At 72.0% G+C, this 26,013-nt stretch carries 21 protein-coding genes, 1 tRNA gene and 1 riboswitch; of the genes, 5 read left to right on the forward strand and 17 right to left on the reverse strand.

Going from position 1 to position 26,013, the window contains the following annotated elements; translation table 11 throughout:
- Positions 1-243 precede the first annotated feature (243 nt).
- Positions 244-1,101 carry a hypothetical protein gene (locus tag ACZ7DY_RS25855; RefSeq protein ID WP_471138866.1) on the forward strand — a complete coding sequence of 286 codons (858 nt, stop codon included), beginning with the start codon at positions 244-246 and terminating at the stop codon, positions 1,099-1,101.
- Between the two features lie 70 nt (positions 1,102-1,171).
- On the opposite strand, the gene ACZ7DY_RS25860 is transcribed toward ACZ7DY_RS25855, so the two are convergent.
- Positions 1,172-1,483: a hypothetical protein gene (locus tag ACZ7DY_RS25860; protein WP_471138869.1), complete on the reverse strand. Its 312-nt coding sequence runs from the start codon at positions 1,481-1,483 to the stop codon at positions 1,172-1,174.
- Positions 1,484-1,585: 102 nt separating this feature from the next.
- Between ACZ7DY_RS25860 and ACZ7DY_RS25865 the strand changes: the two genes are divergently transcribed.
- A complete protein-coding gene (locus tag ACZ7DY_RS25865; RefSeq protein WP_355807324.1) occupies positions 1,586-1,816 on the forward strand; it encodes a DUF4287 domain-containing protein in 231 nt (76 codons plus the stop codon).
- A 127-nt stretch (positions 1,817-1,943) separates the two neighbouring features.
- Here the strand turns inward: ACZ7DY_RS25865 and ACZ7DY_RS25870 are convergent, their stop codons facing one another.
- The 3 genes from ACZ7DY_RS25870 to ACZ7DY_RS25880 all read right to left on the reverse strand — a co-directional run bounded on the left by ACZ7DY_RS25870 (position 1,944) and on the right by ACZ7DY_RS25880 (position 5,513).
- Complete coding sequence (locus tag ACZ7DY_RS25870; RefSeq protein ID WP_471138872.1) at positions 1,944-2,840, reverse strand: Bax inhibitor-1/YccA family protein; 897 nt, start codon at positions 2,838-2,840, stop codon at positions 1,944-1,946.
- 67 nt (positions 2,841-2,907) lie between these two features.
- Complete coding sequence (locus ACZ7DY_RS25875; protein ID WP_471138875.1) at positions 2,908-4,281, reverse strand: MFS transporter; 1,374 nt, start codon at positions 4,279-4,281, stop codon at positions 2,908-2,910.
- The gene (locus tag ACZ7DY_RS25880) at positions 4,278-5,513 is read right to left on the reverse strand and encodes a 4-hydroxybenzoate 3-monooxygenase (RefSeq protein ID WP_471138877.1); all 1,236 of its coding nucleotides are present in this window, start codon (positions 5,511-5,513) and stop codon (positions 4,278-4,280) included. Before ACZ7DY_RS25880 ends, ACZ7DY_RS25875 begins: the two co-directional genes overlap by 4 nt.
- Before the next feature lie 190 nt (positions 5,514-5,703).
- Here ACZ7DY_RS25880 and ACZ7DY_RS25885 point away from each other — a divergent pair, with 190 nt between their 5' ends.
- Complete coding sequence (locus tag ACZ7DY_RS25885) at positions 5,704-7,365, forward strand: IclR family transcriptional regulator domain-containing protein (RefSeq protein WP_471138880.1); 1,662 nt, start codon at positions 5,704-5,706, stop codon at positions 7,363-7,365.
- Between the two features lie 155 nt (positions 7,366-7,520).
- On the opposite strand, the gene ACZ7DY_RS25890 is transcribed toward ACZ7DY_RS25885, so the two are convergent.
- Positions 7,521-7,603: transfer RNA gene (locus ACZ7DY_RS25890), tRNA-Leu, on the reverse strand.
- 395 nt (positions 7,604-7,998) lie between these two features.
- Between ACZ7DY_RS25890 and ACZ7DY_RS25895 the strand changes: the two genes are divergently transcribed.
- A complete protein-coding gene (locus ACZ7DY_RS25895; protein ID WP_471138881.1) occupies positions 7,999-8,769 on the forward strand; it encodes an ABC transporter ATP-binding protein in 771 nt (256 codons plus the stop codon).
- 158 nt (positions 8,770-8,927) lie between these two features.
- Positions 8,928-11,438, forward strand: a complete 2,511-nt coding sequence (locus ACZ7DY_RS25900) for an ABC transporter permease (RefSeq protein WP_471138884.1) — start codon at positions 8,928-8,930, stop codon at positions 11,436-11,438.
- Positions 11,439-11,576: 138 nt separating this feature from the next.
- Here ACZ7DY_RS25900 and ACZ7DY_RS25905 read toward each other — a convergent pair whose 3' ends face one another.
- From ACZ7DY_RS25905 to ACZ7DY_RS25960, 12 genes are all read right to left on the reverse strand, one after another.
- Positions 11,577-12,872 carry a class I SAM-dependent methyltransferase gene (locus ACZ7DY_RS25905; RefSeq protein WP_471138887.1) on the reverse strand — a complete coding sequence of 432 codons (1,296 nt, stop codon included), beginning with the start codon at positions 12,870-12,872 and terminating at the stop codon, positions 11,577-11,579.
- A 239-nt stretch (positions 12,873-13,111) separates the two neighbouring features.
- Positions 13,112-14,515: an NAD(P)/FAD-dependent oxidoreductase gene (locus ACZ7DY_RS25910; RefSeq protein WP_471138890.1), complete on the reverse strand. Its 1,404-nt coding sequence runs from the start codon at positions 14,513-14,515 to the stop codon at positions 13,112-13,114.
- A 398-nt stretch (positions 14,516-14,913) separates the two neighbouring features.
- A complete protein-coding gene (locus ACZ7DY_RS25915) occupies positions 14,914-15,855 on the reverse strand; it encodes a Ppx/GppA phosphatase family protein (protein ID WP_471138892.1) in 942 nt (313 codons plus the stop codon).
- The gene (locus tag ACZ7DY_RS25920) at positions 15,852-16,388 is read right to left on the reverse strand and encodes a DUF501 domain-containing protein (protein ID WP_471138895.1); all 537 of its coding nucleotides are present in this window, start codon (positions 16,386-16,388) and stop codon (positions 15,852-15,854) included. Before ACZ7DY_RS25920 ends, ACZ7DY_RS25915 begins: the two co-directional genes overlap by 4 nt.
- A gap of 56 nt (positions 16,389-16,444) precedes the next feature.
- Positions 16,445-16,924 (reverse strand): FtsB family cell division protein, encoded by a 480-nt coding sequence (locus tag ACZ7DY_RS25925; RefSeq protein WP_471138898.1) that lies wholly within the window; start codon positions 16,922-16,924, stop codon positions 16,445-16,447.
- 122 nt (positions 16,925-17,046) lie between these two features.
- A complete protein-coding gene (eno, locus tag ACZ7DY_RS25930; RefSeq protein ID WP_471138900.1) occupies positions 17,047-18,339 on the reverse strand; it encodes a phosphopyruvate hydratase in 1,293 nt (430 codons plus the stop codon).
- Between the two features lie 336 nt (positions 18,340-18,675).
- Entirely contained in the window at positions 18,676-19,401 is a 726-nt protein-coding gene (locus ACZ7DY_RS25935; protein ID WP_471138901.1) for a transglycosylase family protein, read from the reverse strand.
- 4 nt (positions 19,402-19,405) lie between these two features.
- Positions 19,406-19,608: riboswitch (cyclic di-AMP (ydaO/yuaA leader) on the reverse strand.
- Between the two features lie 195 nt (positions 19,609-19,803).
- Positions 19,804-20,874 carry a transglycosylase family protein gene (locus tag ACZ7DY_RS25940; RefSeq protein ID WP_471138902.1) on the reverse strand — a complete coding sequence of 357 codons (1,071 nt, stop codon included), beginning with the start codon at positions 20,872-20,874 and terminating at the stop codon, positions 19,804-19,806.
- Between the two features lie 136 nt (positions 20,875-21,010).
- The gene (locus ACZ7DY_RS25945) at positions 21,011-22,336 is read right to left on the reverse strand and encodes a cytochrome P450 family protein (RefSeq protein ID WP_471138904.1); all 1,326 of its coding nucleotides are present in this window, start codon (positions 22,334-22,336) and stop codon (positions 21,011-21,013) included.
- 229 nt (positions 22,337-22,565) lie between these two features.
- Complete coding sequence (locus ACZ7DY_RS25950) at positions 22,566-23,582, reverse strand: nucleoside triphosphate pyrophosphohydrolase (protein ID WP_471138906.1); 1,017 nt, start codon at positions 23,580-23,582, stop codon at positions 22,566-22,568.
- 64 nt (positions 23,583-23,646) lie between these two features.
- Complete coding sequence (locus ACZ7DY_RS25955) at positions 23,647-24,312, reverse strand: SurA N-terminal domain-containing protein (protein ID WP_471138909.1); 666 nt, start codon at positions 24,310-24,312, stop codon at positions 23,647-23,649.
- Between the two features lie 149 nt (positions 24,313-24,461).
- Positions 24,462-25,985, reverse strand: a complete 1,524-nt coding sequence (locus tag ACZ7DY_RS25960) for a protein kinase domain-containing protein (protein WP_471139881.1) — start codon at positions 25,983-25,985, stop codon at positions 24,462-24,464.
- Positions 25,986-26,013 lie beyond the last annotated feature (28 nt).

The following is a 26,013-nucleotide window of genomic DNA, read 5'->3' on the forward strand; positions in this document are numbered from 1 at the left end:
AACGCTGACACTCGGTTCGCGGTGATGACGCTCCGTCCCTGCATCACTTCGTGACCCAATCTCCCCCAGGATGTGACCTATCTCCTGGGGGAGACATATATGCCCAGCTCAGAGCTGATCCGGGGATAAACCCCGGGTCCAAAGACCTGTCCAATTCGTGACGTAATGCACTGACAGGTGGATCGTGCAGGCTTCAAGCTGATGTAGGAAGTCGGGGGTCGACTTGAAACCGGGAGTACGTCAGTGAGCGCATTGCCTCTTGCCCTGCTGCTCTCCACGGCCGCTGCCACGGCCGTGGGCGCCGCTGCCCTGCACGCGGTGCACGGCCTGCGGAAGCAGCTCGCCGAGATCACAGCCCTGCACACCGAACTGGCCGACAGCCGTGCCACGAGCGCCCCGCACCCCCTGGTGCCGGGCGCCCGCACCACGGTGGACACCGACGAGATACGCGCGGCCGTGACCGAGGCCCTCGCCGAGGAGCGCGAGCGCGAACTGGCCGAGGCCCGTGCCTTCTGGGCCGCCCAGGAGGCCCGCGAGGGCGCGGAAGGACCCGGCCTCCTCAGCGGGCTGCCCGGCCTGCCCGAGGGCATCGCCGACGAGCTCTTCCTGCCGCGCCAGGCCGACTTCGCGGGTCTGGAGTCGGACAGCCTGGAGCCGGTCACCGAACCCTTCGCCGACCAGGCGGGCACCGACGAATTCGCCGGGGACTCCCCCGAGTTGGCGGCCGCCCGCCGCCGGCACCCCTCGCACCCGGACTTCGTGCCGGTGCAGTCGCCGGTCTCCCCCGACCAGGACGCCCACGGCGACCACGAGCGCACGGTCGCCTGTCTGGAGGAGCTGGCCGAGGCCCGCACCGCCCTCGCCGACGTCCGCCCCGGCCCGCTGGGCACCCTGGACGTGTACGTCTTCGCGGACGGTACGACGCTGTGCATGACGCCCGGCCACCGCGAGACCGCGGAGCTCCTCGCGGCCGCGCTGCGCGAGGGCCGCACCCCGTTCCTGCTCGGCGGCTCCGGCATCTTCGGCGCGTACGCGCTCACCTTCGAGTGCGGCACCGAGAACGTCTACATCCTGGCCGACCGCGTCATCGCGTCGGTCTGACGGGCCGCCCCCGGCCCCGCACCGGCCCGGACGCCCACGGGCGGCCGGGAGCCGGCGCCCGGCACCCGTCCTAGACCCCGGCCCGCTTCTGCGCCTCGGCCACCAGCTCCAGCGCCCGCGCCAGCTCCCCGGGGTCCGTCAGCACAAGGGCGAGATCTCGCCCCGCGACGGTGATCTGGTCGGCCGCGGCGAACATCCCCGCGTCCGGCATCTCCCGCGGCTCCGCCTCCGGTTCCTCGATGCGCTGCGCGCGCAGCGCCAACTCCCTGGCCAGAGCGAGCGCTTCGGTCGCCGCCCCGCGCTGCAGGCGGCTCTGCGGCGCGGCCCGCAGACGGTCGGCGAAATGGTCCACTGCGGCAGTCAAAGGCGTCGTATCGAGCACCCCGCGACCTTATGCGCCTTTCCGGGACTGTTGCCAACGCCCCGGCGCTCAGGCACGGTGGCGTGAAGGACGGAACACATCGCGACGCGTCCGGAGGCGCCGATGTCCCAAGTCTTCTCCGAGGAGACCCACCGCAACCTGCTCGCCCGAATCCCCCAATGCACCGGTCGTGAAGTGTCCGACTGGCTCCGCGCCGTGGACGAAGGCCCCTCTCTCTTCCGTTTCGAGGAGAAGGTCAGCTGGCTCCGCGCCGAACACAACCTCGCGTACGGCCACGCGAAGGCGATCATCCACGAGTACGACCTCAGGCGGGCCGCCCGCAAACTGCTCTGACCAGGCACCCCCGACCCCCGGTCCCCGGTCCCCCCCGGGAGACCACACACCCAACGGCGAAGGGCCCGCGGACCGTCTCCGGTCCGCGGGCCCTTCGGTGGTCCCGGGGTCACTGCCCCGGTCCCGGTCAGTCGTTGCCCGAGAAGATCGCGATCAGGCGCAGGAACTCCATGTAGATCCAGACGAGCGTCATCGTCAGACCGAACGCGGCGAGCCAGGCCTCTTCCTTCGGGGCGCCGTAGGCGATGCCGTCCTCGACCTGCTTGAAGTCCAGGGCGAGGAAGCACGCGCCGAGCAGGATGCCGACGATGCCGAAGACGATGCCGAGGCCACCGCTGCGGAAGCCGAGGCCGTCACCGCCGCCGAAGACCATGAACAGCAGGTTCACCGCGGTCAGCAGCAGGAAGCCCATCGCCGCGGCCATCACGAAGCCGTAGAAGCGGCGGTTGACGCGGATCCAGCCCGCCTTGTACGCCACGAGGACGCCGATGAAGACGGCCATCGTGCCGAGCACGGCCTGCATGGCCGCGCCGCTCGCGATGCGGTTGTCGACGACGCTGGAGACGACGCCGAGGAAGACGCCCTCGAGCGCGGCGTAGGTCAGGATCAGCGCGGGCGACGCCTTGCGCTTGAACGCCTGGACCAGGCCGAGCACCATCGCGATGAGGCCGGCGCCGATCGCGATGCCGTACGACTTGCTGATGTTGGCGTCGTCGACCGGCAGCAGCGCCCAGGCGAGCGCGGCCGTGACCACGAGCGTGCCGAGCGTGGTGGCGGTGCGCATGACGACGTCGTCCATCGTCATGCGGCCCGCGGCCGTCACGGGCGCCTGGGGCGCTCCGTGCTGCAGGTCCTGCTGGGCGTACGGATTGGTGGCGTAGGGATTGCCCTGCGCGTACGGGTTGCCCTGCTGGGTCTGGGTCGCGGCTGCGGGTCCCCCGGCCTGCGGCTGCGCGCCGAAGCCGGCGTAGCCGTTGTCGCGGCTGAACCCCCGTCGCGAGAAGACCGGGTTACTGCTCCTCATTTCACTCCTCCATGGGCCACCGTGTGTGGCTTTGCCTCAAGAGTAATGCGTAGGCAAAAGGATGGGCCTAGTGCTTGGGGAGGATCTTTCCCTCTCTGTGACCGAGAACGCCCGGCATCGCCCGTACTGTTCCCGGATCGGAACCGTTCCCCCGCACGAGTGCCACCAGGGAGATGGCGACGGCGCCCAGCACCGCGGCCGCCGCGAAGGTCGTGAAACCGAGCGAGGCGTCGCCGTCCTCGACCACCGCCCCGCCCAGCCACGGCCCCACCACCGCCCCGGTGCGCCCGACGCCGGTGACCCAGCCGAGCCCCGTGGCGCGCTGCGCGGGCCGGTAGAGGGAGGGAGCGGCCGCGTACACCATGACCTGCGCGGAGAAGAGCCAGACGCCGGTCACGAAGACGACGGCGTAGGCGACGCCGAGGGGCAGCTGGGCCTTGAGCAGGAAGGCGCCGCACGCGGTGAGCAGGAACCAGATCGCGGAGACCTTGAACGGCCCGAAACGGTCGGCGGTGCGCCCGGCGACCAGCAGACCGACGATGCCGCCCGCGTTGATCACCATGAGGAAGGTGACGGAGGAGGAGAGCGAGTAGCCCATGGCCCGCATGAGCTGGGGCAGCCAGGTGGAGACGCCGTACACCAGGAGCAGTCCGGCGAAGGAGGCGAGCCACAGGAGCGGGGTCGCCAGGCGCCGCCCGGGGGTGAAGAGCCCGGCGACGGCGGTGAAGCTCCCCTTCGCCCCGGTCCCTGGCGCGTCGGCGGGGGTCGGGACGGGCAGCCGGTAGCGGCCGGCGACCGCCGCCGCCTCCTCGGCGCGCCCCTTGGCGAGCAGGACGCCCGGCGACTCGGGCAGCCACTTCCACACCAGCGGCACGACGACGACGGCGGGGACGACACCGGTCCAGAAGACGGCGCGCCAGCCGTGGTCGGGGCCGAGCGCGAGCCCGAGGCCCGTCGCCGCCATGCCGCCCGCGTGGTACGAGGTCATCATGAGGCCGGTGGCGAGCGCGGCCCTGCGCGGCGGCGCGAACTCGCTGACGATCGCCAGCCCGATCGGCATGAGCCCGCCGAGCCCGAGCCCGGAGACGAACCGGCCCGCGCCGAAGACGGCGGCGCTCGGCGCGAGCGCGCACAGCGCGGAGCCCAGCGAAAAGAGGACGACGCTGCCCGCCACCATCGGCCTGCGGCCCGCCCAGTCGGTGAGGGTGCCGCAGCCGAGGGCGCCGACGAGCATGCCGAAGGTGGTCCAGGAGCCGATGGTGCCGGCGAGGGAGGCGCTGAAGCCGAGGTCGGGGTCGTCGACGAGGTGCGGCAGCACGGCGCCGTAGATGTTGACGTCCATGCCGTCGAAGAAGATGACGAGCCAGCACAGAGCGATGACGGGCGCGACGGACCGGAAGGTGCGCTCCCCGGCGGGGGCCGGTGGGGTCGGTGGGTTCACAGGACTCTTCCTTCTGGGGCCCGCTGGTCCGGGGCCCGGTCCAGGGGGAATCCGGTGTAGGCCTCCGCGAGGTCTTCCTCGGCGGAGCGCGCGGTGGTGATCCGGTCGAGCCGGGCGAGTTGGACGCGGTCGTCGAAGGGGGTGGCGTCGGGGGCGCGGTGGAGCAGGGACGTCATCGCGCAGGAGAAGCGCTCGGCCTGCCAGACTCGGCGCAGACAGGTCTCGGAGTACGCGTCGAGGTGGCTTGCGTCGCCCTTGTCGCGAAGGCGGATCAGCGCGCGGGCGAAGGTGACGACGTCGCCGACGGCGAGGTTGAGGCCCTTCGCGCCGGTCGGCGGGACGATGTGCGCGGCGTCCCCGGCGAGGAAGAGCCGGCCGTGCCGCATGGGCTCGTGGACGAAGGCGCGCATGGGCGTGACGGAGGTGGCGGTGACGGGCCCGCGCCGCAGCGTCCAGGCCGGGTCGTCGGTCTCCAGGCGGCGGTCGAGCTCGTCCCAGATCTGGCCGTGGGTCCAGTCCCGTGCCTCGGTGCCGGCCGGAACCTGCAGGTACGCGCGCGTGACGGTCGGCGAGCGCATGGACAGGAGCGCGAAGCCGCGGTCGTGGCGGGCGTAGACCAGCTCGTCGTGGGAGGGCGGCACGTCGGCGAGGATGCCGAGCCAGCCGTAGGGGAAGGTGCACTCGAAGGTCCGGGAGAGCCGCTGGGGCACCGCCTTGCGGGCCACGCCCCAGGAGCCGTCGCAGCCCACCACGTACTCGCACGTCAGGATCTCCTCGCGTGCGCCGCGGCCGTCGCGTCCTTCGCGCCGGAAGCGGATGCGGGGGCTCTGGGTGTCGGCGTCCGTCACCTCCAGCGCCTCGGCCCCGAACAGCAGCGGTCCGCCCGCCTCGAGCTGGAGGGCGATGAGGTCCTTGCAGACCTCGGTCTGCGCGTAGACCATGACGGATTTGCCGCCGGTCAGCGCGGGGAAGTCGACGCGGTGCCTGCGGCGGTCGAAGCGCAGCTCGATGCCGTCGTGCGGCAGGCCCTCGCGGTCCATGCGGGCCCCGGCCCCCGCCTCGCGCAGCACGTCGACGGTGCCCTGCTCCAGGATTCCGGCGCGCTGGCGCTGCTCCACGTAGGCGCGGTCGCGGCTCTCCAGGACGACGGAATCGATCCCCGCGGTGTGCAGCAGGCGGGCGAGGAGCAGCCCGGCCGGCCCGGCCCCGATGATCCCGACGGTGGTACGCATCGTTCGATCCCCTCCCCGTGTCCACCCCGCGCACCGCGCGCACCTCACGACCGCACTTGTTCGCCTGGTGAACTTTCGTTCATAATGTGCTGACGGGAGTCTCCGGCCGCGCCGGTGCGCTGTCAACGGTCGTGCGGCACCCGATTTCGGCTGCCACGAGCACCTTGAGCACAGGTACGAGGAGCGGCGCATGCCCGAAGAGTCCGTACGCCCCCTGGAGCGCGGCCTCGCCGTGCTGCGGACCCTCGCCCGTGCGGAGCCGGGGCGGATGCGCGCGAGCGACCTCGTGCGCGCCACGGGCCTGGCCCGCTCGACGGTCGACCGGGTGGTGGCGACCCTCGCCCGCCTCGGCCACCTCCGCGTGCGCGGACAGGAGCTGCACCTCACGCCCCGCGTCATGGAGCTGGGCAACGCCTACCTCGCGGCCAGCGGCCTGACCGGCGAGGTGGCGGCGCGCACCGCCCGGCTCGCCGACGAGCTCGACGAGTCGGTCTCCCTCGCCGTGCCCGACGGCGACGGGGTGCGGTTCGTGACCCAGGCCGCGCGGCGCCGCGCGATGTCGGTGGCCTTCCGCATCGGGGACCTGCTGCCGCCCGAGCGGTGCGCGCCGGGCGCGCTGTTCGCGGACGCGTGGGACGGCGAGCGGTGGGCGGCGTGGCGGGCGCGCGTCGCCGCCGGGCCCGCCGAGGAGGCCTTTCCCGCGCTGCCGCCGGGCCCCGCGCCCGCGGAGCTGCCGGACCTCGCGGCCCGCGTTGCGCGTGCCCGCGAGACGGGCTGGGCGCTGGACGACCAGCTGATCGAGCCGGGGCTGATCGCGGTGGCGGTCCCGGTGCGCGACGGCTCGGGACGGGTCAGGTACGCCCTGTCGGCGGTGAGCCACACCAGCAGGCACACGGCGGCCGGCCTCGCCGAGGCGATGCTGCCGCGCCTGCGCGCGGAGGCGGACCACCTGGCGGGCCTCGCGGACACGGAACCGGCCCCGGACGGGCCCGGGGCGCCCGGAGCCGCCTCCGGGGCCGGTCTTCTGGGCACCGCCGCCGACGCCCTGGCCGCCAAAGCCGATCTGGGGCCCGGGTTCCTGCAGTCGCTGGCCCGCGGCCTCGCGGTGCTGTGCGCGCTGGGCGAGGCCCGGGGCGAGGGGCTGCCGCTCACCGCGCTCGCGGCGGCGACGGGGCTGCCGAGGGCCACCGCGCGGCGCTGCCTGCACACCCTGGAGCAGGCCGGGTACGCGGCGCACGACGGCCGCCTGTACCGCCCGCTCCCCCGCATCCTGGAGTTGGGCCACGCCGCCCTGTCCCGGCTCACCTTCGCCGAGCTGGCCGAGCCGCACCTGCGCGACCTGACGGACCGCGTGCACCAGTCGGCGTCGGTCACGGTCCTGGACGGGACGGACATCCTGTACGTGGCGCGGGCGGCGACGGTGCGCGTCATGAGCGTGCACATCACCGTCGGCACCCGCTTCCCGGCGTACGCCACCGCCATGGGCAGGGTGCTGCTCGCCGGGCTCCCTGCCCAGGAGCGCGCCCGGGTCCTGCGGTCCGCGCCGCCCCGGGCCCTCACGGCGCGGACCGTCACGGATCCGGCGGAGCTGGCCCGGATCCTCGACCGGGTCGCCGCCGACGGGCACGCCACCGCCGACCAGGAGCTGGAGGAGGGGCTGCGTTCGGTCGCCGTGCCGGTCAGGGACGCACGGGGTGAGGTGGTCGCGGCGCTGAACGTGGCGCAGCACGCGGGCGCGGGCCCGGTGGCCCGGACCCGTGACGCCCTGCTGCCCGCGCTGCGCGAGACCGCGGCGGCGATCGAGGCCGACCTGCACACCGCGGCCCGCTTCAACACGGTGCGGCTGCCCTAGTCCCGGGCCGGTGCGGCCAACGTCATGGCGCGGCGCTCGAACTGAGGCGCCATCAGGCCCGTCCCGCCGGCCGCGTACGTCGTGATCAAGGACTCACCAGTCGTACGGGAACACAAGGAGCGCACAGGAACAGCACAGGGGGAACGCAGCGGAAGTGCCCGGAGCCGGACTCGAACCGGCACGCCCCCGAGGGGCAGCGAGGTTTAAGCTCGCCGTGTCTGCATTCCACCATCCGGGCAGGCCATGGGCTCCGCATCGAGGCTTCGACCCTATCGGGAGGCGTCCCCCGAACAGCGGAAGGCCAGCCCGATGTTGTCTTATTTTATTGACGTCTGAGGGTGCATCAGACCGCGGCACGGTCCATCGGTACTTGCCGGAGGCCTTTCCCCGGGCTCGGCCGGTCTCGTGGGCCTCTGCACGGAATGACGGAATTTAGCCGCCCTGACGGCCCCGTCCCCGCTTTCACCCTCTTTCCGCATCAGGGACGCCTGTCATCCCCAGGTATGACAGGCCGCCCTCAAGTCCGACTGGAGAGGGCCCCCCGAACCGGATCAGCGGGTGACTCCAGGGCGCTGATCGGCCAGGACGATGGAGTACGTCCCCACTCGTCGTACCGAACAGGAGCACCCTCCCGTGACCACCACCCCCTTCGCCGCCCGCACCACCGCCGTGGCGGCGCGCGCCACGGAACTCTCCAAGGTGTATGGACAGGGCGAGACCCAGGTGGTCGCCCTGGACCGGGTCTCCGTCGACTTCGGACAGGGCGAGTTCACCGCGATCATGGGCCCCTCGGGCTCCGGCAAGTCCACGCTGATGCACTGCGTCGCGGGCCTGGACAGCTTCAGCTCCGGCTCCGTGCGCATCGGCGAGACCGAGCTGTCCACGCTCAAGGACAAGCAGCTCACCAAGCTCCGCCGGGACAAGATCGGCTTCATCTTCCAGGCCTTCAACCTGCTGCCGACGCTGACGGCGCTGGAGAACATCACGCTGCCGATGGACATCGCGGGCCGCAAGCCCGACCAGGCGTGGCTGGAGCAGGTCATCGAGATGGTGGGGCTCTCCGGGCGCCTCAAGCACCGTCCGACCGAGCTCTCCGGCGGCCAGCAGCAGCGCGTCGCCGTGGCCCGCGCGCTCGCCTCCCAGCCGGAGATCATCTTCGGTGACGAGCCGACCGGAAACCTCGACTCGCGCTCCGGCGCCGAGGTCCTCGGCTTCCTGCGCAACTCGGTGCGCGACCTCGGGCAGACCGTCGTGATGGTCACCCACGACCCGGTCGCCGCCTCGTACGCGGACCGCGTGATCTTCCTCGCCGACGGCCGCGTCGTCGACGAGATGCACCGTCCGACCGCCGACGGCGTGCTCGACCGGATGAAGCACTTCGACGCCAAGGGCCGTACGAGCTGATGGCCGCCCGGCCTTGAGCGGCGTCCCGTCCGCCCTCTCGGCCGAGCTCCCCTCCGGGACTGCGGGCCCTTCGTGGCTGAGCGCGCAGTTCCCCGCGCCCCTGGGAAAAAAGCCCCTGCGGGGCATTTCCCCCCTCACCTCACCCTGGACTCACACCCATGTTCCGTACCGCCCTGCGCAACGTGCTCACGCACAAGGCCAGGCTGTTGATGACCGTGCTCGCCGTCATGCTCGGTGTCGCCTTCGTCTCCGGCACGCTGGTCTTCACCGACACGTTCGGCAACGCCTACAAGAACAAGTCGGCGAAGAGCTTCGACCACGTCTCCGTCGCCATCCTGTCGGACGGCGGCGGGTCCGAGGACGGCGAGCGGCACTCCCGGCTCACCGACTCCCTCCTGAAGAAGACCGGACGGCTGCCCGGCGCGGACTCCGTCACCGGTTCCGTCTCCGGCTTCACCGCGCTCGCCGACAAGAACGGCAAGCTGGTCGGCGGCGAGTGGGGCACCACCGGCACCAATTTCTACCCGGGCAAGGACGGCAAGGACCCGCGCTACGACTTCACCGAGGGCGCCCCGCCCAAGTCGGCCGGTGACATCGCCCTGGACAGCCGTACCGCCGGGCGCACCGGCTACAAGGTGGGCGACACCGTCCGCTACTCCACCGACGGGCCGGTGCGGACCGCGAAGGTCAGCGGCATCTTCGACACCGACGACGGCAGCGTGGTCGCGGGCGGCAGCCTGGCGGTCTTCGACAACAAGACCGCGTTCAAGGCGCTCAACAAGACCGGTTACGACGAGATCGACGTGAAGGCGGCCGCGGGCACCTCCGAGGCGGCCCTGAAGGACTCGGTCGAGAAGATCCTGCCGAAGGACTCCTCGACGAAGACGGGCGGCGAGCTCAAGTCCGAGCAGGACGACATGATCGAGACGCAGACCAGCTCCATGAGCCAGGTCCTGCTGATCTTCGCCGGCATCGCGCTCTTCGTCGGCATCTTCATCATCGCCAACACCTTCACCATGCTGGTCGCCCAGCGCACCAAGGAGCTCGCCCTCATGCGGGCCGTGGGCGCCTCGCGCCGTCAGGTGACGCGCTCCGTGCTGATCGAGGCGTTCCTCGTGGGCCTGGTCGCCGCCGTCGCGGGCTTCGCGCTCGGCATCGGCGTCGCCGTGGGCCTGGAGGCCCTGATGAACTCCGGCGGTGCCTCGCTGCCCGACGGGCCGCTGGTCATCGCCCCGACGACCGTGGTCGCCGCCCTCCTGATCGGTGTGGTCGTGACCATGCTGGCCGCCTGGCTGCCGGGCCGCCGCGCCGCCAGGATCCCGCCGGTCGCCGCCATGAACAGCGTGCACGCCACGCCGACGGTGCGCGGCCTGGTCGTCCGCAACACCATCGGTTCGATCATCGTCGCCCTCGGCGTGCTCCTGCTCTTCATGGACGACAACTACGTGATGGCCGGGGGCGCGGGCGTCATCCTCGTCGGCGTCATCGTCCTGACGCCGCTGCTGTCCCGCCCGTTCATCGCCGCGGCGGCCCCGCTCCTGAAGCCGTTCGGCGTCACCGGCAAGCTGTCCCGCCTCAACTCGGTGCGCAACCCGCGCCGCACGGCCTCCACCGCCGCCGCCCTGATGATCGGCCTCACCCTCATCACGGGCATGACGGTCATCGCGACCTCCATGGGCAGCGCCATCAACAAGATGGCCGCCGGATCCATGAAGGCCGACTACAGCGTCTCGATGGCGAACTTCCAGCCGCTGACCCCCGAGGTCCGCGGAAAGCTCGACAAGGTCCCCGGCGTCGAGGCGACCAGCCCGATGCGCACCGCGTACGGCGAGGCCGACGGCAGCTGGTCCACCGTCACCGGCGTCGACCCCGAGACCTTCGGCCGGCTGGTCGGCCTGGACTTCACCAGCGGCTCGCTGGCCGGTCTCAAGAGCGGCGGCGCGCTCGTCGACGAGGACACCGCCAAGGACAAGGGGCTGAAGGCGGGCGACACCTTCCCGCTGAAGTTCGACGACGACGGCAAGACGGTCCGCCTGAAGGTCGCCGGCGTCTACAAGGGCAACGAGATGCTCAACGGGCTCTTCGCCCCGGTCTCCGTCGTCGACCCGCACCTGGACAAGGTCGTCGACAAGCAGGTCCTCGTGAAGATGAAGGACGGCACCTCCGACAAGGCCGAGGACGCCATCATCGACGCCCTGGGCGACAACCCGGCCATCACCGTGCAGGACAAGGACGCGATCAGCAACGCGATCGCGGGCGGCATCAACCTGGTCCTCAACATGCTGTACGGCCTGCTGGCGATGGCCATCCTCATCGCGGTGCTCGGTGTCATCAACACCCTGGCCATGTCGGTCTTCGAGCGGAAGCACGAGATCGGCATGTTGCGGGCGATCGGCCTCGACCGGGCCAGTGTCAAGCAGATGGTCCGCCTCGAGTCGGTCATCATCTCGCTGTTCGGCGCGGTGCTCGGCATCGTGCTCGGCCTCTTCATCGGCTGGGCCGCGGGCAACAGCATCGCCGACTCCGTGTCGACGTACGCGATGGAGATCCCGTACGGCCGCATCGCGGTCTTCCTGGGGATCGCGGCCCTGGTCGGCGTCCTCGCGGCGATGTGGCCGGCCCGCAGCGCGGCGCGGCTCAACCCGCTGCAGGCCATCAAGAGCGAGTAGCGCTCCCGCGAGAGGGAGACCGTGCAAGGGCCCTGGACGAGGAGACTTGTCCAGGGCCCTTCGGGTGCCCGCGTGTCGCCGCTCCGCGGCTCGTCCTCAAACGCCGGACGGGCTGAATCCACACGCCGGACCGGCCGGCTACCGCCAGTCCCTGGAGCGCAGCGGCAGTCCCGAGGCGCCCGCCTCCGGGGTCTTCACGGCGAGGACCTGGTTGACGCCGATCCGGTTGCGTTCGAAGGCCAGCGCGGAGGCGGCCATGTAGAGCCGCCAGATGCGGGCCCGGCCCGGCGAGGTGAGCCGCTGCCCCTGCTCCCAGTGCGCCTCCAGGTTCGCGACCCAGCGGCGCAGCGTGAGGGCGTAGTGCTCGCGGATGGACTCCAGGTCGCGCACCTCGAAGCCGGCGCGTTCCAGGAGCTGAACGGTGGTGCCGACCGGCGCCAGTTCGCCGTCGGGGAAGACGTACGCGTCGATGAACTCGTCCACGCTGTACGCCGACTCGTCGTCCTGCGGGCGCCGCGCGATCTGGTGGTTGAGGAGCCGCCCGCCGGGCTTGAGGAGGGCGTACAGGTCGCTCGCGTACTCCAGGTAGCGCTCGGCGCCGACGTGTTCGGCCATGCCGATGGAGCTGATGGCGTCGTAGGGGCCGTCGCGCACGTCGCGGTAGTCCTGGACGCGGATCTCGATCCGGTCGGTCAGCCCCTCCTCGGCGATCCGCTTCCTGGCGTAGGCGGCCTGTTCCTGCGAGAGCGTGACGCCGACGACGCTCACGCCGTGCTCGCGGGCCGCGTGGATCGCCATGGAGCCCCAGCCGCAGCCGACGTCGAGCAGGCGCATGCCGGGCCGCAGGCCGAGCTTGCGGGCGACGAGTTCGAGCTTGTCGCGCTGGGCGTTCTCCAGAGTGGCGTCGGGCGACTCCCAGTACGCGCACGAGTAGACCATCGAGGGGCCGAGGACCAGCTCGTAGAAGTCGTTGCCGACGTCGTAGTGGTGGCTGATGGCCTGCCGGTCGCTGCCCTTGGTGTGCCGGTGGAGCCGGCCGCGTCTGCGCATCTCCTCCGGTGGCGGGGCCGGCGGCAGGAAGGGGGCGGAGAGGGCGATCAGTGAGCGGGCGGCGGCGCGGAACTTCGGGTCGCGCAGGGACTCCCGCAGGTTCCTGGCGTCCTCGCCGCGCTCCCAGATGAACTCCGCGAGCAGGTCGAGCGCCTCGTACAGATCGCCGTCGACGTCCAGGTCACCGGCGACCCAGGCGCGGGCCAGGCCCAGTTCGCCGGGTTTGAAGAGCAGGTGGCGCAGGGCCCTGCGGCTGCGTACGACGAGGACGGGGGTGCCCGGCGGGCCCGCCTCCGACCGGTCCCAGGCGCGGATGCGCACCGGCAGGGGAGCTCCGATGAGCTGCTCGGCGAGATTCTTCAGCCGCAGTGCGGCGTCCTGCATGACGCACACCTCCGAATGGGCCTCCCCCGCCGCGAACGGAGTCGGGCTCGGGGAAGCGGGTCCCGGGACGGTCCAACACCACGTAAACACCAAAGCCCCCCGGGCGCAGTCCCGTTGCGGTGTCACGGAACGGCAAAATAGATGCCCACCACATCTACTCACCCCCGGACACGCCGAAGGGGGCCGCCCGCACCACGGATGGCGGACGGCCCCCTTCGGGGTGGATCAGTGACGCGAGGTCAGGAGGCCTTGGCCTTCTCCTCGGTCTTCACCTCGGGCGCCGGCTCGGCGGCGGCAGCGGGCTTCGGGGCGGGCTTGGCCGCCTCGTAGAACTCCTCGCGCGGCGTCTCCATGGCGCCGAGGGAGACGACCTCGCGCTTGAGGAACATGCCGAGGGTCCAGTCCGCGAGGACGCGGATCTTGCGGTTGAACGTCGGCATCGCCATGCCGTGGTAGCCGCGGTGCATGTACCAGGCGAGACGGCCCTTGAGCTTGATCTTCATCTTGCCCATGACGATCATCGCGACGCCCTTGTGCAGGCCGAGACCGGCGACCGCACCCTTGTTGGCGTGGCTGTACTCCTTCTGCGGGAAGCCCCGCATGCCGGAGATCACGTTGTCGCCGAGGACCTTCGCCTGCCGCAGCGCGTGCTGGGCGTTCGGCGGGCACCAGGCGTTCTCGTTGCCGGCCTTGCGGCCGACCACGTCCGGCACCTGGGCGTTGTCGCCCGCGGCCCAGATGTAGTCCGTGCCCTGCACCTGGAGCGTCGTCTGGGTGTCCACGTGGCCGCGCGGGCCGAGCGGCAGACCGAAGCGGGAGAGCGCCGGGTTCGGCTTGACGCCCGCGGTCCACACGATGGTGTTGGAGTCGACCTCGAGGCCGTTGTTGAGGACCACGTGGCCGTCGACGCAGGAGTCCATGCCGGTCTTGAGGTAGACCTCGACACCGCGGCCCTCGAGGTGCTCCTTGCCGTACTGGCCGAGCTTGGGACCGACCTCGGGGAGGATCTTGTCCGCGACGTCGACGAGGACGAAGCGCATGTCCTCGCGCTTGACGTTCTTGTAGTACTTGGCCGCGTCGCGGGCCATGTCCTCGACCTCACCGACGGTCTCCGCACCCGCGAAGCCGCCGCCGACGAAGACGAAGGTCAGCGCCTTGCGGCGGACCTCCTCGTCGGTCGTGGAGTCAGCCTTGTCGAGCTGCTCGAGGACGTGGTTGCGCAGGCCGATGGCCTCCTCGATGCCCTTCATGCCGATGCCCTGCTCGGCGAGGCCGGGGATCGGGAAGGTGCGGGAGACCGCGCCCATCGCGATGACCAGGTAGTCGAAAGGCAGCTCGTACGCCTCGCCGACGAGCGGCGCGATCGTGGCGACCTTGCGGTCCTGGTCGATGGTGGTGACCCGGCCGGTGAGAACCTCGGCCCTCGGCAGCACGCGTCGCAGCGGTACGACGACATGCCGGGGCGAGATGTTGCCGGCGGCGGCTTCGGGGAGGAAGGGCTGGTAGGTCATGTACGACCGGGGGTCGACGACCGTGACGGTCGCCTCTCCGAAGCGCATCTTCTTGAGAATGCGCCGAGCTGCGTACAGGCCTACGTACCCACCGCCTACTACGAGGATCCTGGGACGCTCCGTGGTGCTCATGCCATCGAGTATCCACCTGCCGGGCGGGGGTCGCTCGTGCGCCCCTTCACAAGGATGCGCAGGGCCTCTGCTACACTTCGCCGCCCACGTGACAGAGGTCATGGCGCCACGGGGGAACCACCGCACCTCACGAGTCGTTGTTCACCCCTTGTGAGCTGCGCCGCGAGCCCGCCGCAGAGAGTGGACCGCACCCCCGCACCCCGCCCCGCCGCCCCCCGCGAGGAGGACCGGCCGCGGGCCCCGGAGCCCGCGGGAGCCCCGCACGGGGGCACAACACCCGCGAACCTCGCCCATCAGGGCCGTTTTCCTTGTGAAGAACTTCACGAACTTTCCCGACGGAGTGTCGCCGGGGAGCCCAAGGACCCCCCTGGCGACCGCTCAGACGCCACCGGACCCGCTCAGGCGATGGACCAGGCGATGCCGTCGAGGATGTCGTGTTCGCTCACCACGACCTCGCGCGCGCCGACCCTGTCCATGATCGCCAGCAGGACGAGGGCGCCCGACGCGATGACGTCGACCCGGCCCTCGTGCATCGCGGGAATCGCGGCGCGCTCCTCGTGCGTGGCGTGCGTCAGCCGCTCCACGATCGCGCTGACCTGCTCGTACGGGATCCGGGAGTGGTGGATGGCCGCCGAGTCGTACGCGTCGAGGCCGAGCGCGATGGCGGCGATGGTCGTCACCGAACCCGCCAGGCCCACGAGGGTGCGGGCCTCCTTGAGCGGCACCGTCCGCTCGGCGAGGTCGAGCGCCGCCTCGATGTCGGCGCGGATCGCGTCCAGCTGCTCCGGCGCGGGCGGGTCCGTGATCACGCCGTCGCGCACGAGATGCCGCTCGGTCATGCGGACGCAGCCCACGTCGACCGAGCGGGCGGCCTGCACCTCGTCGGTGCCGACCACGAACTCCGTGGAGCCGCCGCCGATGTCCACGACCAGGTAGGGGCCGGCGACGTCGTCCCGGCCGGACAGCTCCCTGGTCGCGCCGGTGAAGGAGAACTCGGCCTCCTGGTCGCCGCTGATGACCTCCGGCTCGACGCCCAGGATGTCCAGGACGCCCCGGACGAACTCGTCGCGGTTCTCCGCGTCGCGGGAGGCGGAGGTGGCGACGAAGCGCAGCCGCTCGGCGCCGTGCTCCTTGATGAGGGCGGCGTACTCGTGGCAGGCCGCGAAGGTCCGCCGCAGCGCCTCGGGGGCGAGGCGGCCCGTCCTGTCCACGCCCTGGCCGAGCCGGACGATCGTCATCCGGCGGTCCAGGTCGACCAGTTCGCCGGTGGCCGGGTCGACGTCCGCGATGAGCAGGCGGATCGAGTTGGTGCCGCAGTCGATGGCGGCGACGCGGGTCACCCGGCCTCCCCGGAAGCGGCGCACGGCGTGACGCACGGGCCCTTGGCCCACCACTCGGGCAGCATCGCGAGGGCCTCGTCGCCCAGCGGGTTCACGCCCGGCCCGGCGGCCAGCGAGTGGCCGACCAGGACGTGCAGACACTTCACGCGGTCCGGCATGCCGCCCGCGCTCGGAAAGCCCTCGAGGACCTCGATGGCGTCGCGGCGGGCGAGGTAGTCCTCGTGCGCCTTGCGGTACGCGGCGGCCAGCTCCGGGTCGGTCCGGAGCCGCTCCGACATCTCCTTCATCACGCCGTTGGCCTCCAGCGTGCCGATGGCGGACGCGGCGCGCGGGCAGGTCAGGTAGTACGTCGTCGGGAAGGGCGTCCCGTCCGGGAGGCGCGGCGCCGTCTCGACGACGTCCGGCTGCCCGCAGGGGCAGCGGTGCGCGATGGCCCGCAGGCCGCGCGGCGGGCGGCCCAGCTGCTGCTTGAAGGCCTCGACGTCGGCGTCGGTCGGCTCGGTGCGTTCGGTGGTCGGCGGGGGGGTTTCCATGCCTGTCTTTCGATCGGTTCGCTACGGAGGGGCGTGCTGAGGTCAGTCGTCTGAGGTCAGTCGTCGGGTCGGTCGGCCTTGTCGACGCCGTCCCAGACGTTCGAGTACCAGGGGCGCGAGGCCGCCCCCTGGTCCGTGCGCCGGCTCTTCGCCGCCGCGGGGTCGATCACGGTGAAGCCGGTCTCGCCGGGCATCACGTAGTGCAGGCGGTCCCGGATGCGCTGCTCCGCGTACGCGTCGTCCTGCCAGCGCGCCTTCTCGTCGCGCAGCTTCTCGACGTCCGCCCGGTGCGCGGCCTTCTGGCGGCGCAGGTCGTCGATCTCCGCGCGCTGGGAGACGTACTGCCGCATGGGGTACGCGAGCGCGACGACCAGCGAGCAGAGCACGAGGGCGAGGAGGGCGGCGCGGCCGGTGAGCCGGGAGCGGCGGGCCTGGCGCTTGGTCTGGGAGCGGTAGACGCGCTCGGCGGTCTGCTCGCCGAGCAGCCGCAGGCGGGTCGCGGTGGAGAACCGGTCCTTGGTCCCGGCCTTGGCCATGGTTCCGTCTCCCCAGAGCAGCGCGTATACGTACGTACGTCCCCGCACACGGTACGGGACCGGGTGCGGGGACGTAGGTAACTACGTGGCTGCGGGAGCCGCTCTGCCTGTGCCGGGAGGCGTCACTCGGCGGTGCGGAAGCGGGGGAACGCGCTGCGGCCGGCGTAGACGGCGGCGTCGTCGAGGATCTCCTCGATGCGCAGCAGCTGGTTGTACTTGGCGACGCGCTCGGAGCGGGCCGGGGCGCCGGTCTTGATCTGGCCGCAGTTGGTGGCGACGGCGAGGTCGGCGATGGTGACGTCCTCGGTCTCGCCGGAGCGGTGCGACATCATGCACTTGAAGCCGCTGCGCTGGGCCATCTCGACGGCGTCCAGGGTCTCGGTCAGCGAGCCGATCTGGTTGACCTTGACGAGCAGGGCGTTGGCCGAGTTCTCCTCGATGCCGCGGGCCAGGCGCTCGGGGTTGGTGACGAACAGGTCGTCGCCGACGAGCTGCACCTTGTCGCCGAGCTTCTCGGTGATGGCGTTCCAGCCGGCCCAGTCGTCCTCGAACAGCGGGTCCTCGATGGAGACGAGCGGGTACGAGGCGACGAGCTCCTCGTAGTACTCGGTCATCTCGGCGGCCGAGCGGGTCTTGCCCTCGAACTCGTAGCTGCCGTCCTTGTAGAACTCGGACGCGGCGACGTCCAGGGCGAGCGCGATCTGCTCGCCGGGGACGTAACCGGCCTGCTTGATGGCCTCGAGGATGAGGTCGAGCGCGGCGCGGTTGGAGTCCAGGTTCGGGGCGAAGCCGCCCTCGTCGCCGAGGCCGGTGGAGAGGCCCTTCTCCTTCAGCACCTTCTTGAGGGTGTGGTAGACCTCGGTGCCCCAGCGCAGCGCCTCGGAGAAGGACTCCGCGCCGATCGGGGCGATCATGAATTCCTGGATGTCGACGTTCGAGTCGGCGTGCGACCCGCCGTTCAGGATGTTCATCATCGGGACGGGCAGCAGGTGCGCGTTGGGTCCGCCGAGGTAGCGGAAGAGCGGCAGGTCGCTGGCCTCGGAGGCGGCGTGGGCGACGGCGAGCGAGACGCCGAGGATGGCGTTGGCGCCGAGCGAGCCCTTGTTGTCGGTGGCGTCCAGGTCGAACATGGCCTGGTCGATCAGGCGCTGCTCGGTGGCGTCGTAGCCGACGAGCTCCGGGCCGATCTGCTCGATGACGGCGAGGACGGCCTTCTCGACACCCTTGCCCTGGTAACGGTTGGGGTCACCGTCGCGGAGTTCGATGGCCTCGAAGGCACCGGTGGAGGCACCGGACGGAACGGCGGCACGACCGGTGCTGCCGTCGTCGAGGCCGACCTCGACCTCGACCGTGGGGTTGCCTCGGGAGTCCAGGATTTCCCGGGCTACGACGACGTCGATGGACGGCACGAGCATCTCCTTCTGGGAGTGTGACGCGTATACACAGTGACGCGGGCCGTTTCGGCCCTGCGTCTCCTGAGCCTAACCGGCTCCGGGGCTTCAGCCAGCCGACCGCCCGTCCCGTGGGACGAACAAGAGGCCAAATCCCCTGGAATCAGGACGATGGGCCGCGTTTCTACTCGCTGGTAGCGAACAGGCGGGGCGGCCTCGGCAGGGCCGGATGGCGGGGTTCCGGCGGCGGACATGGCCCCGCCCCGGTGCGTACGGGGGATACGCGCACCGGGGCGGGGAGCCCGTGGGGACGGGGGCCGGCCGTGCGTCCGCCGAGGCACGGCCGGGTGGGGAGCAGCCTCAGCCGAGGTGGAGCTGCTGGCCCGGGTAGATGAAGTCGGCGTCGTCGATGATGTCGCCGTTCAGCTTGTAGACCTTCTGCCAGCCGCCCTTGACGTGGTGCGCCTGGGCGATCTTGGAGAGGGTGTCGCCCGTCTCGACCTTGTACTCGCCGTCGCCCTTCTTGACCGTCTTGCCGGTCGGGGTCTCGACGGTCTTCTTGGACTCGGTCTGCGGCGCGGGCTGCGGCTTCGGCGCGGCCTGCTGCTGGTGCTGCGGAGCGGCCTGCTGCTGCGTCCGCTGCGGCTGCGGCTTCTCCTGCGGAGCCTGCTGCTGCGGGGCCTGCTGCTGCGAGCCGCCGCCGCTGCTGGGCGAGGCGCCCGAGAGGCCGACGCCGCAGGACGGCCAGGCGCCCTTGCCCTGGCCCGCCAGGACCTTCTCGCCGATCTCGATCTGCTGGGCCTTGGAGGCCTTGTCGGCGGTCGGCGCGTACTTGGTGCCGCCGTACGCGGCCCAGGTGGACGGCGAGAACTGCAGGCCGCCCTGGTAGCCGTTGCCGGTGTTGATGGACCAGTTGCCGCCGGACTCGCACTGGGCGACGGCGTCCCACTCGGAGGTGGTGGCGGCGGAGGCCGAGCCGGCCGCCATCAGCGGGGCGGCGACGGCGGCGCCGGTCACGCCGACGAGCGTGGCGACGCGGGTGGCCTTGGACGGACGGCGGTGCTTGCCCTTGCTGGAAAGCAGCATGAGTTGATCCCCTACACCGACGCCTGCGAGGTGAGCTGTCGGGTTCGGGCCGATGTGGTTGCCCGGTCGCACTCCTTGAGCGCGACTTCACCCCTAGCCGTTCCCGTCCGTTGCGCGGCGCCCAGCCTCTCGGCTGCCCACCCCCTCAACGGACGGACCCGGCACAAACCTTGGGTCCCCCGCTCCTGCCCACGGCGCTCTTGAGCGACGACTGTTCCCGTCCGGCCGTTGGCAGGATTCGGCGTACCGACCGGCGGGGCTCACCAGTGGCGAGCGGTGACGACGGTAATCACGTCTTCCACACAATTTCAAAGACGATCAGGGCTTCTGAGACCCATGTCTCACTCGCGCCAAAGCGGACATACGCCGCGAAGGCCCCGGCAGACGCATCGTCAACTACCGTTACTTTTCGCCCAGATCGAGGCTCTGACCGGGGAGAATGAGGTCCGGGTCGGCGCCGACGGTCTTCTTGTTCTCGGCGTAGAGCTCGTGCCAGCCGCCGTCGACGTCGAGGTCGTCCGCGATGAGCGAGAGGTTGTCCCCGGAGCGCACCGTGTACGTCCCGTCGGCGACCGCGCCGGTGCGCTCGTCGCCGCGCGAGGCGTGCCGTCCGGGACGCCCGCCTGCACCCCCGCTCTCGTCGGCGCGGTCGCCGCGGTGGCGGCCGGAGGAGCCGTCGGAGCCCTCGGAGGGGGCGGTGGCGTCCTCAGGGTCGGGCGAAGTGCCGTCCCCGGTCCCGGACTTGCCGGAGCCGTCCGTGCCGCCCTTGCCGTCGGCGTCGCCCTTCCCGCCCCTGCCGTCCTTCTTGCCGTCCTTTTCGCCGGACTCGTCGTGATTCTTCTCTCGCGAGCCGGCGCCCTTCCCGGGCGTGTCGCCCGAGGCGTCCGCCGGGTCCGTCGACGCGTCGTCGGACGGCTCGGCGGAGTCCGCGGGTTCGCCGGACGCGTCACCCTTCTCCGCGCCGTCCTTCGACCCCTTGGCGTCCCCGGAGTCCTTGGATTCCTTCGAGTCCTTGGAGCCCTCGGCGCCGGTCGAACCGGACGGATCGGAGGGTTCCGGGGTGATGGGGGCGCCCGGGTCCACGTCGGCCGCCGCGCCGCCGTCGGTGAGACCGGCGATCGGGGCGCAGCTCGGCCAGGCGGCGGTGCCCTTGGCGTCGAGGACCTTCTCGGCGACGGCTATCTGCTGGGACTTGGAGGCCTGGTCGGCGCTGGGCGCGTAGTCGAGGCCGCCGTAGCTCTCCCATGTCTCCTGGGAGAGCTGGAGTCCTCCGTAATAACCGTTGCCCGGGTCGGCGCTCCACGCGCCACCGCTCTCGCACTGGGCGAGCTTGTCCCAGGTGGTGGTGGAGGCGGCGCTCGCGCTGGTGGCGGCGAGCAGGGGGATGGCGATGGCTGATCCGGTGACGCCTGCCGCGACGATGAGAGCCGGGGCCTGGCGGGGGCGTCGGTGACGACCTTGACCGGAGAGCATGCGGTTGCCTTTCAGGAGACTGCGGCGACGACCGGGCACCGGGGTGCCCAAGTCGACGTGAACGTAGCCGCAGTCGAACGCTTGTCACAAGTCGATGCAGCGGAGATCACGTGAACATCACAGTCGTGATGGTCCGTCAGCCGCGCGCCGTTTCCTGTGCGTCTGTGAACTTCACCGGCAGCGTGCGCAGTCCCCGCATGATCAGTCCGCCACGCCACCGCAAATCGGCGGGATCCACCGCGAGTTGCAGGTCGGGAAGGCGTCTGAGCAGCGTCGCGAGGGCGGTGCGGCCCTCCAGGCGGGCGAGCGGGGCGCCGAGGCAGTAGTGGATCCCGTGCCCATATCCGAGGTGCGGATTGTCACTGCGGGAAAGGTCGAGGGTGTCGGGGGCCTCGAAGCGGGCCGGGTCGCGGTCGGCGGCGGCGAGCACGACGAGGACGGGGTCGCCCGCGGCGATGTCCTGGCCGCCGATGCTGAGCGCCTCGGTGGCGAACCGCCAGGTGGCGAGCTCGACCGGCCCGTCGAAGCGCAGGAGTTCCTCGATCCCCGTCTCCAGGAGCGCGGTGTCGCCCGCCGCCAGCGCCCGTTGCAGCCGCTCGCGCTGCTCGGGGTGGGTGAGCAGGGCGTACACGCCGTTGCCGATGAGGTTGACGGTGGTCTCGAAGCCGGCGAAGAGAAGGATGAACGCCATCGCGGCGGCCTCGTTCTCGGTGAGGTGCTCGCCGTGGTCGGAGGCCTTGATGAGACCGGAGATGAGGTCGTCGCCCGGGTCGAGGCGCTTGCGGTGGATGAGTTCGGCGAGGTAGCCGCGCATCTTCTTCACCGACCGGGCGACACCGCCCCGGGGCCCGCCCCCGTGCCGGATCATCATGCCCGCCCAGTCGCGGAAGTCGTCCTGGTCCTCGCGGGGGACGCCGAGCAGGTCGCAGATGGCGTAGATGGGCAGGGGGAAGGCGAACTCGTGGATGAGGTCGGCGCCGCCCTCCCCGTCGCCGCTCCGCCCCTCGACGATCGCGTCGATGAGCCGGTCGGTCAGCTCCTGGACGCGTGGCGCGAATTCGGCGACCCGGCGCGGGGTGAACGCCTTGGAGACGAGCCGGCGCAGCCGCGTGTGGTCCGGCGGGTCGATGTTGAGCAGATGCGTCATCAGCTCGGCCTTGCGCTCGCCGGGGATACCGGTCTTGCCCTTGGCGTGGGCGGGCTCGTCGTGGTGGGCCGGGTTCTTGCTGAGCCGCTGGTCGGCGAGGGCCTGCCGGGCGTCCGCGTACCGGGTGACCAGCCAGGCGTCCACGCCGCTCGGCAGCGTGGTCCGGTGCACGGGAGAGTTCTCGCGCAGCCAGGCGTACGCCGGGTAGGGGTCGGTGGCGAACTCCCAGCTGAAGAGCTCGGGCTGCGGGGACGCCGGGGGCGCGGGGACGTCTTCGGCGGGGCGGGGCGCGGCGGCCGACGGCTGGTCGTGCATGCCGTCGACGGTATCCCCCGCCGCGCCCCACCCCGCACACCGCCGGCCCCGCCGGGCCTGCCCGGCGGATCAGAGCGCATGAGAGGGGCGGCGGAGGGCTTCTGGTGCGGGCGAGCCGGACCCCGCCGGCCCGCTCCCCGGTCCACCGGACGGGCCTAAACCGTCCCGGGACTCCGCCCTCAGGGCCGGCGCGAGGAGTTCAGGACCGCCCCCCGTCCACCGGACAGGCCTAAGCCGCCCCCGCCCCCTCCGCCGCGCGGATCGCGTCGCGGTAGGCGCGGGCCGCGGCGCGGAGGGCCGACTCCGGGTCCACGCCCCGGGACTCCGCCCGCAGGGCCAGCGCGAGGAGTTCGTACCCCACGCCCTCCCCCGCCGGCACCGGCACGTCGAGGCCGGCCGTGCGTGCGCGGGAGGCCAGTTTCGCGGCGAGGGCCAGGGCGGGCTGGCCCAGCGGGATGCCCTCGGTGATCGACGTGCGCTGCTGCTTCTCGACCGCCTTCGTGCGCTGCCAGTGCGCCTTGACGTCCTCCGGGGTCCGCGCCGACGCGTCGCCGAAGACGTGCGGGTGGCGGTGGATGAGCTTCTCGACGATGCCGCCCGCCACATCGTCGATGGAGAAGGGCTCGTCGCCGGGCTCGCCGGAGGCCTCCTCGGCGATGCGCGCGTGGAAGACGACCTGGAGCAGGACGTCGCCGAGCTCCTCGCGCAGCTCCTGCCGGTCGCCCTCCTCGATCGCCTCCACCAGTTCGTACGCCTCCTCCAGCGCGTACTTCACCAGTCCCTCGTGGGTCTGCCGGGAGGACCACGGGCACTCGGCGCGGATCCGGTCCATCACCTGGACCAGGTCGAGCAGGCGCGCGCCCGGCAGGTCGTACGAGGCGGGCAGGAGTTCGAGCTCCGGCATGGCGACGCGGCCCGAGCCTGCGAGGCGGGCCAGGCCGTCGGTGAGGGGACGGTCGCCCTCGGCGGTGGCGACGACCAGGACCGTGCGGCCGCCGGCGCAGGCGTCCACCAGCTCCGACGCGGTGGGCGCGGCCTGTTCGACGCGCACGCCCGCCTCGCGCAGGTACGGCAGCTGGGGGTGGTCCGGGTCGGCGCAGAGCACCGCGTCGGCGGCGTGCAGCGCCTGCCAGGCGGGCCAGGACAGCAGGCCGGGCGCGACCCGGTGGCTGGTGGTCAGCAGGATGACGCGGCCGACCGGCACGTCGGAGCCGGCGGCCGGGGGCGTGGTCTCGGTCTCGTTCACCCGTCGAACGTAACCCAGCCCGCCGACAGCCCCCCGGCCCCGGGTGCCCCGGGCGCCCCGCCCCCTAGGCCCGCTGGTCCTGTGCCGCGCCGGTGCCGGTGACCTGGCGCACCCACGGCGTCTTCGCGTCGACGCGCTTGTTCTTGTCGACGTCCCAGTGGCCGTAGCGCGGGTTCAGGTCGATGTCGAGCTTCTTGGACGCGGCCGTGAGGGCCTTCCAGAAGACGGCCTGGCCCTCGGGCGCGTTCATGTCGGCGCCCAGCTTGCGCGCGAGCTTCTGCGCCTCGATCTCCGTGCGCAGGCTGTCGTCGAGGCGGGCGGGAGCGACGCTGTACTGCTGGAGCCAGCCCTGCTCGAGGGCCTTGCGGCCACCGGCCTGCTGTTCGAGGCCGGTCCGCATGGTCTGGATGTCGCGGCGCGTGACGCTCACCCCGGCGTCGGTGGCCGCGCGGTGCAGCACCTTGTCCAGGACCATGGTGTGCAGCGTGCTGCGCGTGAGGCCGCCGGACTTGGCGATGGTCTGCGAATACTGCGCGTCGTCGGGGACGGCGGCCCGCTGCGCCTCGCGCACCTCGTTCACCCGGCCCTCCAGCTGCGCGACCGTGATGCGGTCGCCGCCGACGACGGCCGCGGCGCCTGGGTGCGCCTCGCCGCCGCAGGCGGTCAGGAGGGGGGCCGCGGCGATCGCGGCGGCGGAGAGGATGAGCGCGGTGCGACGACGGCGGTGCAAGGAAGCCTCCCGTGGAGATTGTGCGGCGGTGCACAAAGTCTTGCGGTGATCGATGGTAGGCAGTGGCCGTCGTCCCGGCCAGCCATTCGACACCTATTCGACCAACGATTTCCCGGGAGTTGAGGCACCCTCCACCCGGGTCGGAAGCGTCAGCCGCGCACTTGTCCGAGCCACTGGAGGGTGCGCCGGATCTCCGCGGGGAACGGGTGGCCGGGCCCGTGCAGCAGCTCGGCGTCGTGCAGCAGCCGGGCCAGCGTGTCGTGGGCGGCGGCCCGGTCGCCGAGGGCGAGGAGCAGGTGGCCGATGCGGCGGCGGATCTCCAGGGACTGGCGGCGGTCGTCCGTCGCGTACTGGTTCTCGTAATAGGGGAGCAGGAAGCGGTACTCGGCGAGTGCCGCGGCGGGTTCGCCGAGCTGTTCGAGGCACTGCGCGGCCTCGTACCGGAACTGCAGCGAGTGCGGGTCCGCCCGGCCGGACTCGGCGGCCCGCTCGTCGGCGAGGCGGCGCAGCTCGGGCAGGGCGCGGCGGTACTGGCCGTCGTCCATGAGCGTGGCCGCGTACTGCTTGCGCAGGCTGCGTACGACGGGTGAGTGCTCGCCGTGCTCGGCGGCGGCGGCCGGGAGGATCGAGCCGAGGATGTCCACGGCCTGCGTGATGCGTCCCTCGCCGAGAAGCCGCTTGACGTCCTCGACGGCCCGTGCGAGGTCCTGGCGCGGCGGTGCGCCCGGCGGCGGGGGCGGCAGGTCGGGGGCGGGCGCGGGTGTCGCCGCGCGGTCCGGCCACGGCGCGTGCGGGCGCAGGAAGGGGCGGGTGGGGTCGAGGGGGCGGCCCGACGGGGTGCCCCGGGCGGGCAGCAGCGGCGCCAGTTCCCCGTAGACCTCCTGGGCGCTCGCGGGGCGGTGCTGGGGGTCCTTGGCGAGCAGGCGCAGGACGAGGGCCTCCAGGGCCTCGGGCACCTCGGGGCGCAGCCGGCGGACGGGCAGCGGCGGCTCGTACAGGTGGCGGTGGAGGACGCCGAGCGCGGTGGAGCCGGAGAACGGCACGTCGCCGCTGAGGAGTTCGTGCATCAGCACGCCGAGTGCGTACAGGTCGGTGTACGGGCCGACCGCGCCGCCCATCGCCTGCTCGGGGGCCATGTAGGCGGGGCTGCCGATGGGCGAGCCGGTGTGGGTGAGGCGGGTGGTGTCGGTGTCCATGACCGAGGCGATGCCGAGGTCGAGGATGGAGACGGTGCCGTCCTGTTTGACCATCACGTTCCGCGGCTTGAGGTCGCGGTGGACGATCGGCACGGCGTGCACCGCGGAGAGCACGGCGCACAGCTGGGCGGCGACGGCGACGGCCCACTGCCACGGGTAGGGGGCGTGCTCGGCGAGGTGGTCGCCGAGGTCGGCGCCGTCGACGTACTGCATGACGAGGAAGAGGGCACCGTCCTCGGTGGGTTCGCTGCCCGCGTCATGCACGGTGACCAGACCGGGGTGGTCGACCTGCGCGGTGACGCGGCACTCGCGCACGAAGCGGCGGCGCAGCTCCTCGGCCTCGGCGCCGGCGACCCGGTCGGGGCGGAGCAGCTTGACGGCGACGCGGCGGTCCAGGCGCTGGTCGTAGGCGGTCCAGACCTGGCCCATGCCGCCCTGGCCGATGAGCGTGGAGAGTTCGTAGCGCCCGGCGACCACGCGGCCGCCGTGACCGCCCGCCGCGGTC

It is taken from the genome of Streptomyces sp. NPDC037013, from assembly GCF_055607265.1.

What these genes read in the sequence shown, in the direction of transcription:
- ACZ7DY_RS25900 (WP_471138884.1), top strand. Translation starts at nt 8,928, where the DNA reads ATGTTCCGTACCGCCCTGCGCAACGTGCTCACGCACAAGGCCAGGCTG.
- ACZ7DY_RS25925 (WP_471138898.1), bottom strand. Translation starts at nt 16,924, where the DNA reads ATGGCCAAGGCCGGGACCAAGGACCGGTTCTCCACCGCGACCCGCCTG.
- eno (WP_471138900.1), bottom strand. Translation starts at nt 18,339, where the DNA reads ATGCTCGTGCCGTCCATCGACGTCGTCGTAGCCCGGGAAATCCTGGAC.
- ACZ7DY_RS25945 (WP_471138904.1), bottom strand. Translation starts at nt 22,336, where the DNA reads ATGCACGACCAGCCGTCGGCCGCCGCGCCCCGCCCCGCCGAAGACGTC.
- ACZ7DY_RS25910 (WP_471138890.1), bottom strand. Translation starts at nt 14,515, where the DNA reads ATGAGCACCACGGAGCGTCCCAGGATCCTCGTAGTAGGCGGTGGGTAC.
- ACZ7DY_RS25885 (WP_471138880.1), top strand. Translation starts at nt 5,704, where the DNA reads ATGCCCGAAGAGTCCGTACGCCCCCTGGAGCGCGGCCTCGCCGTGCTG.
- ACZ7DY_RS25940 (WP_471138902.1), bottom strand. Translation starts at nt 20,874, where the DNA reads ATGCTCTCCGGTCAAGGTCGTCACCGACGCCCCCGCCAGGCCCCGGCT.
- ACZ7DY_RS25865 (WP_355807324.1), top strand. Translation starts at nt 1,586, where the DNA reads ATGTCCCAAGTCTTCTCCGAGGAGACCCACCGCAACCTGCTCGCCCGA.
- ACZ7DY_RS25905 (WP_471138887.1), bottom strand. Translation starts at nt 12,872, where the DNA reads ATGCAGGACGCCGCACTGCGGCTGAAGAATCTCGCCGAGCAGCTCATC.
- ACZ7DY_RS25920 (WP_471138895.1), bottom strand. Translation starts at nt 16,388, where the DNA reads ATGGAAACCCCCCCGCCGACCACCGAACGCACCGAGCCGACCGACGCC.
- ACZ7DY_RS25870 (WP_471138872.1), bottom strand. Translation starts at nt 2,840, where the DNA reads ATGAGGAGCAGTAACCCGGTCTTCTCGCGACGGGGGTTCAGCCGCGAC.
- ACZ7DY_RS25880 (WP_471138877.1), bottom strand. Translation starts at nt 5,513, where the DNA reads ATGCGTACCACCGTCGGGATCATCGGGGCCGGGCCGGCCGGGCTGCTC.
- ACZ7DY_RS25935 (WP_471138901.1), bottom strand. Translation starts at nt 19,401, where the DNA reads ATGCTGCTTTCCAGCAAGGGCAAGCACCGCCGTCCGTCCAAGGCCACC.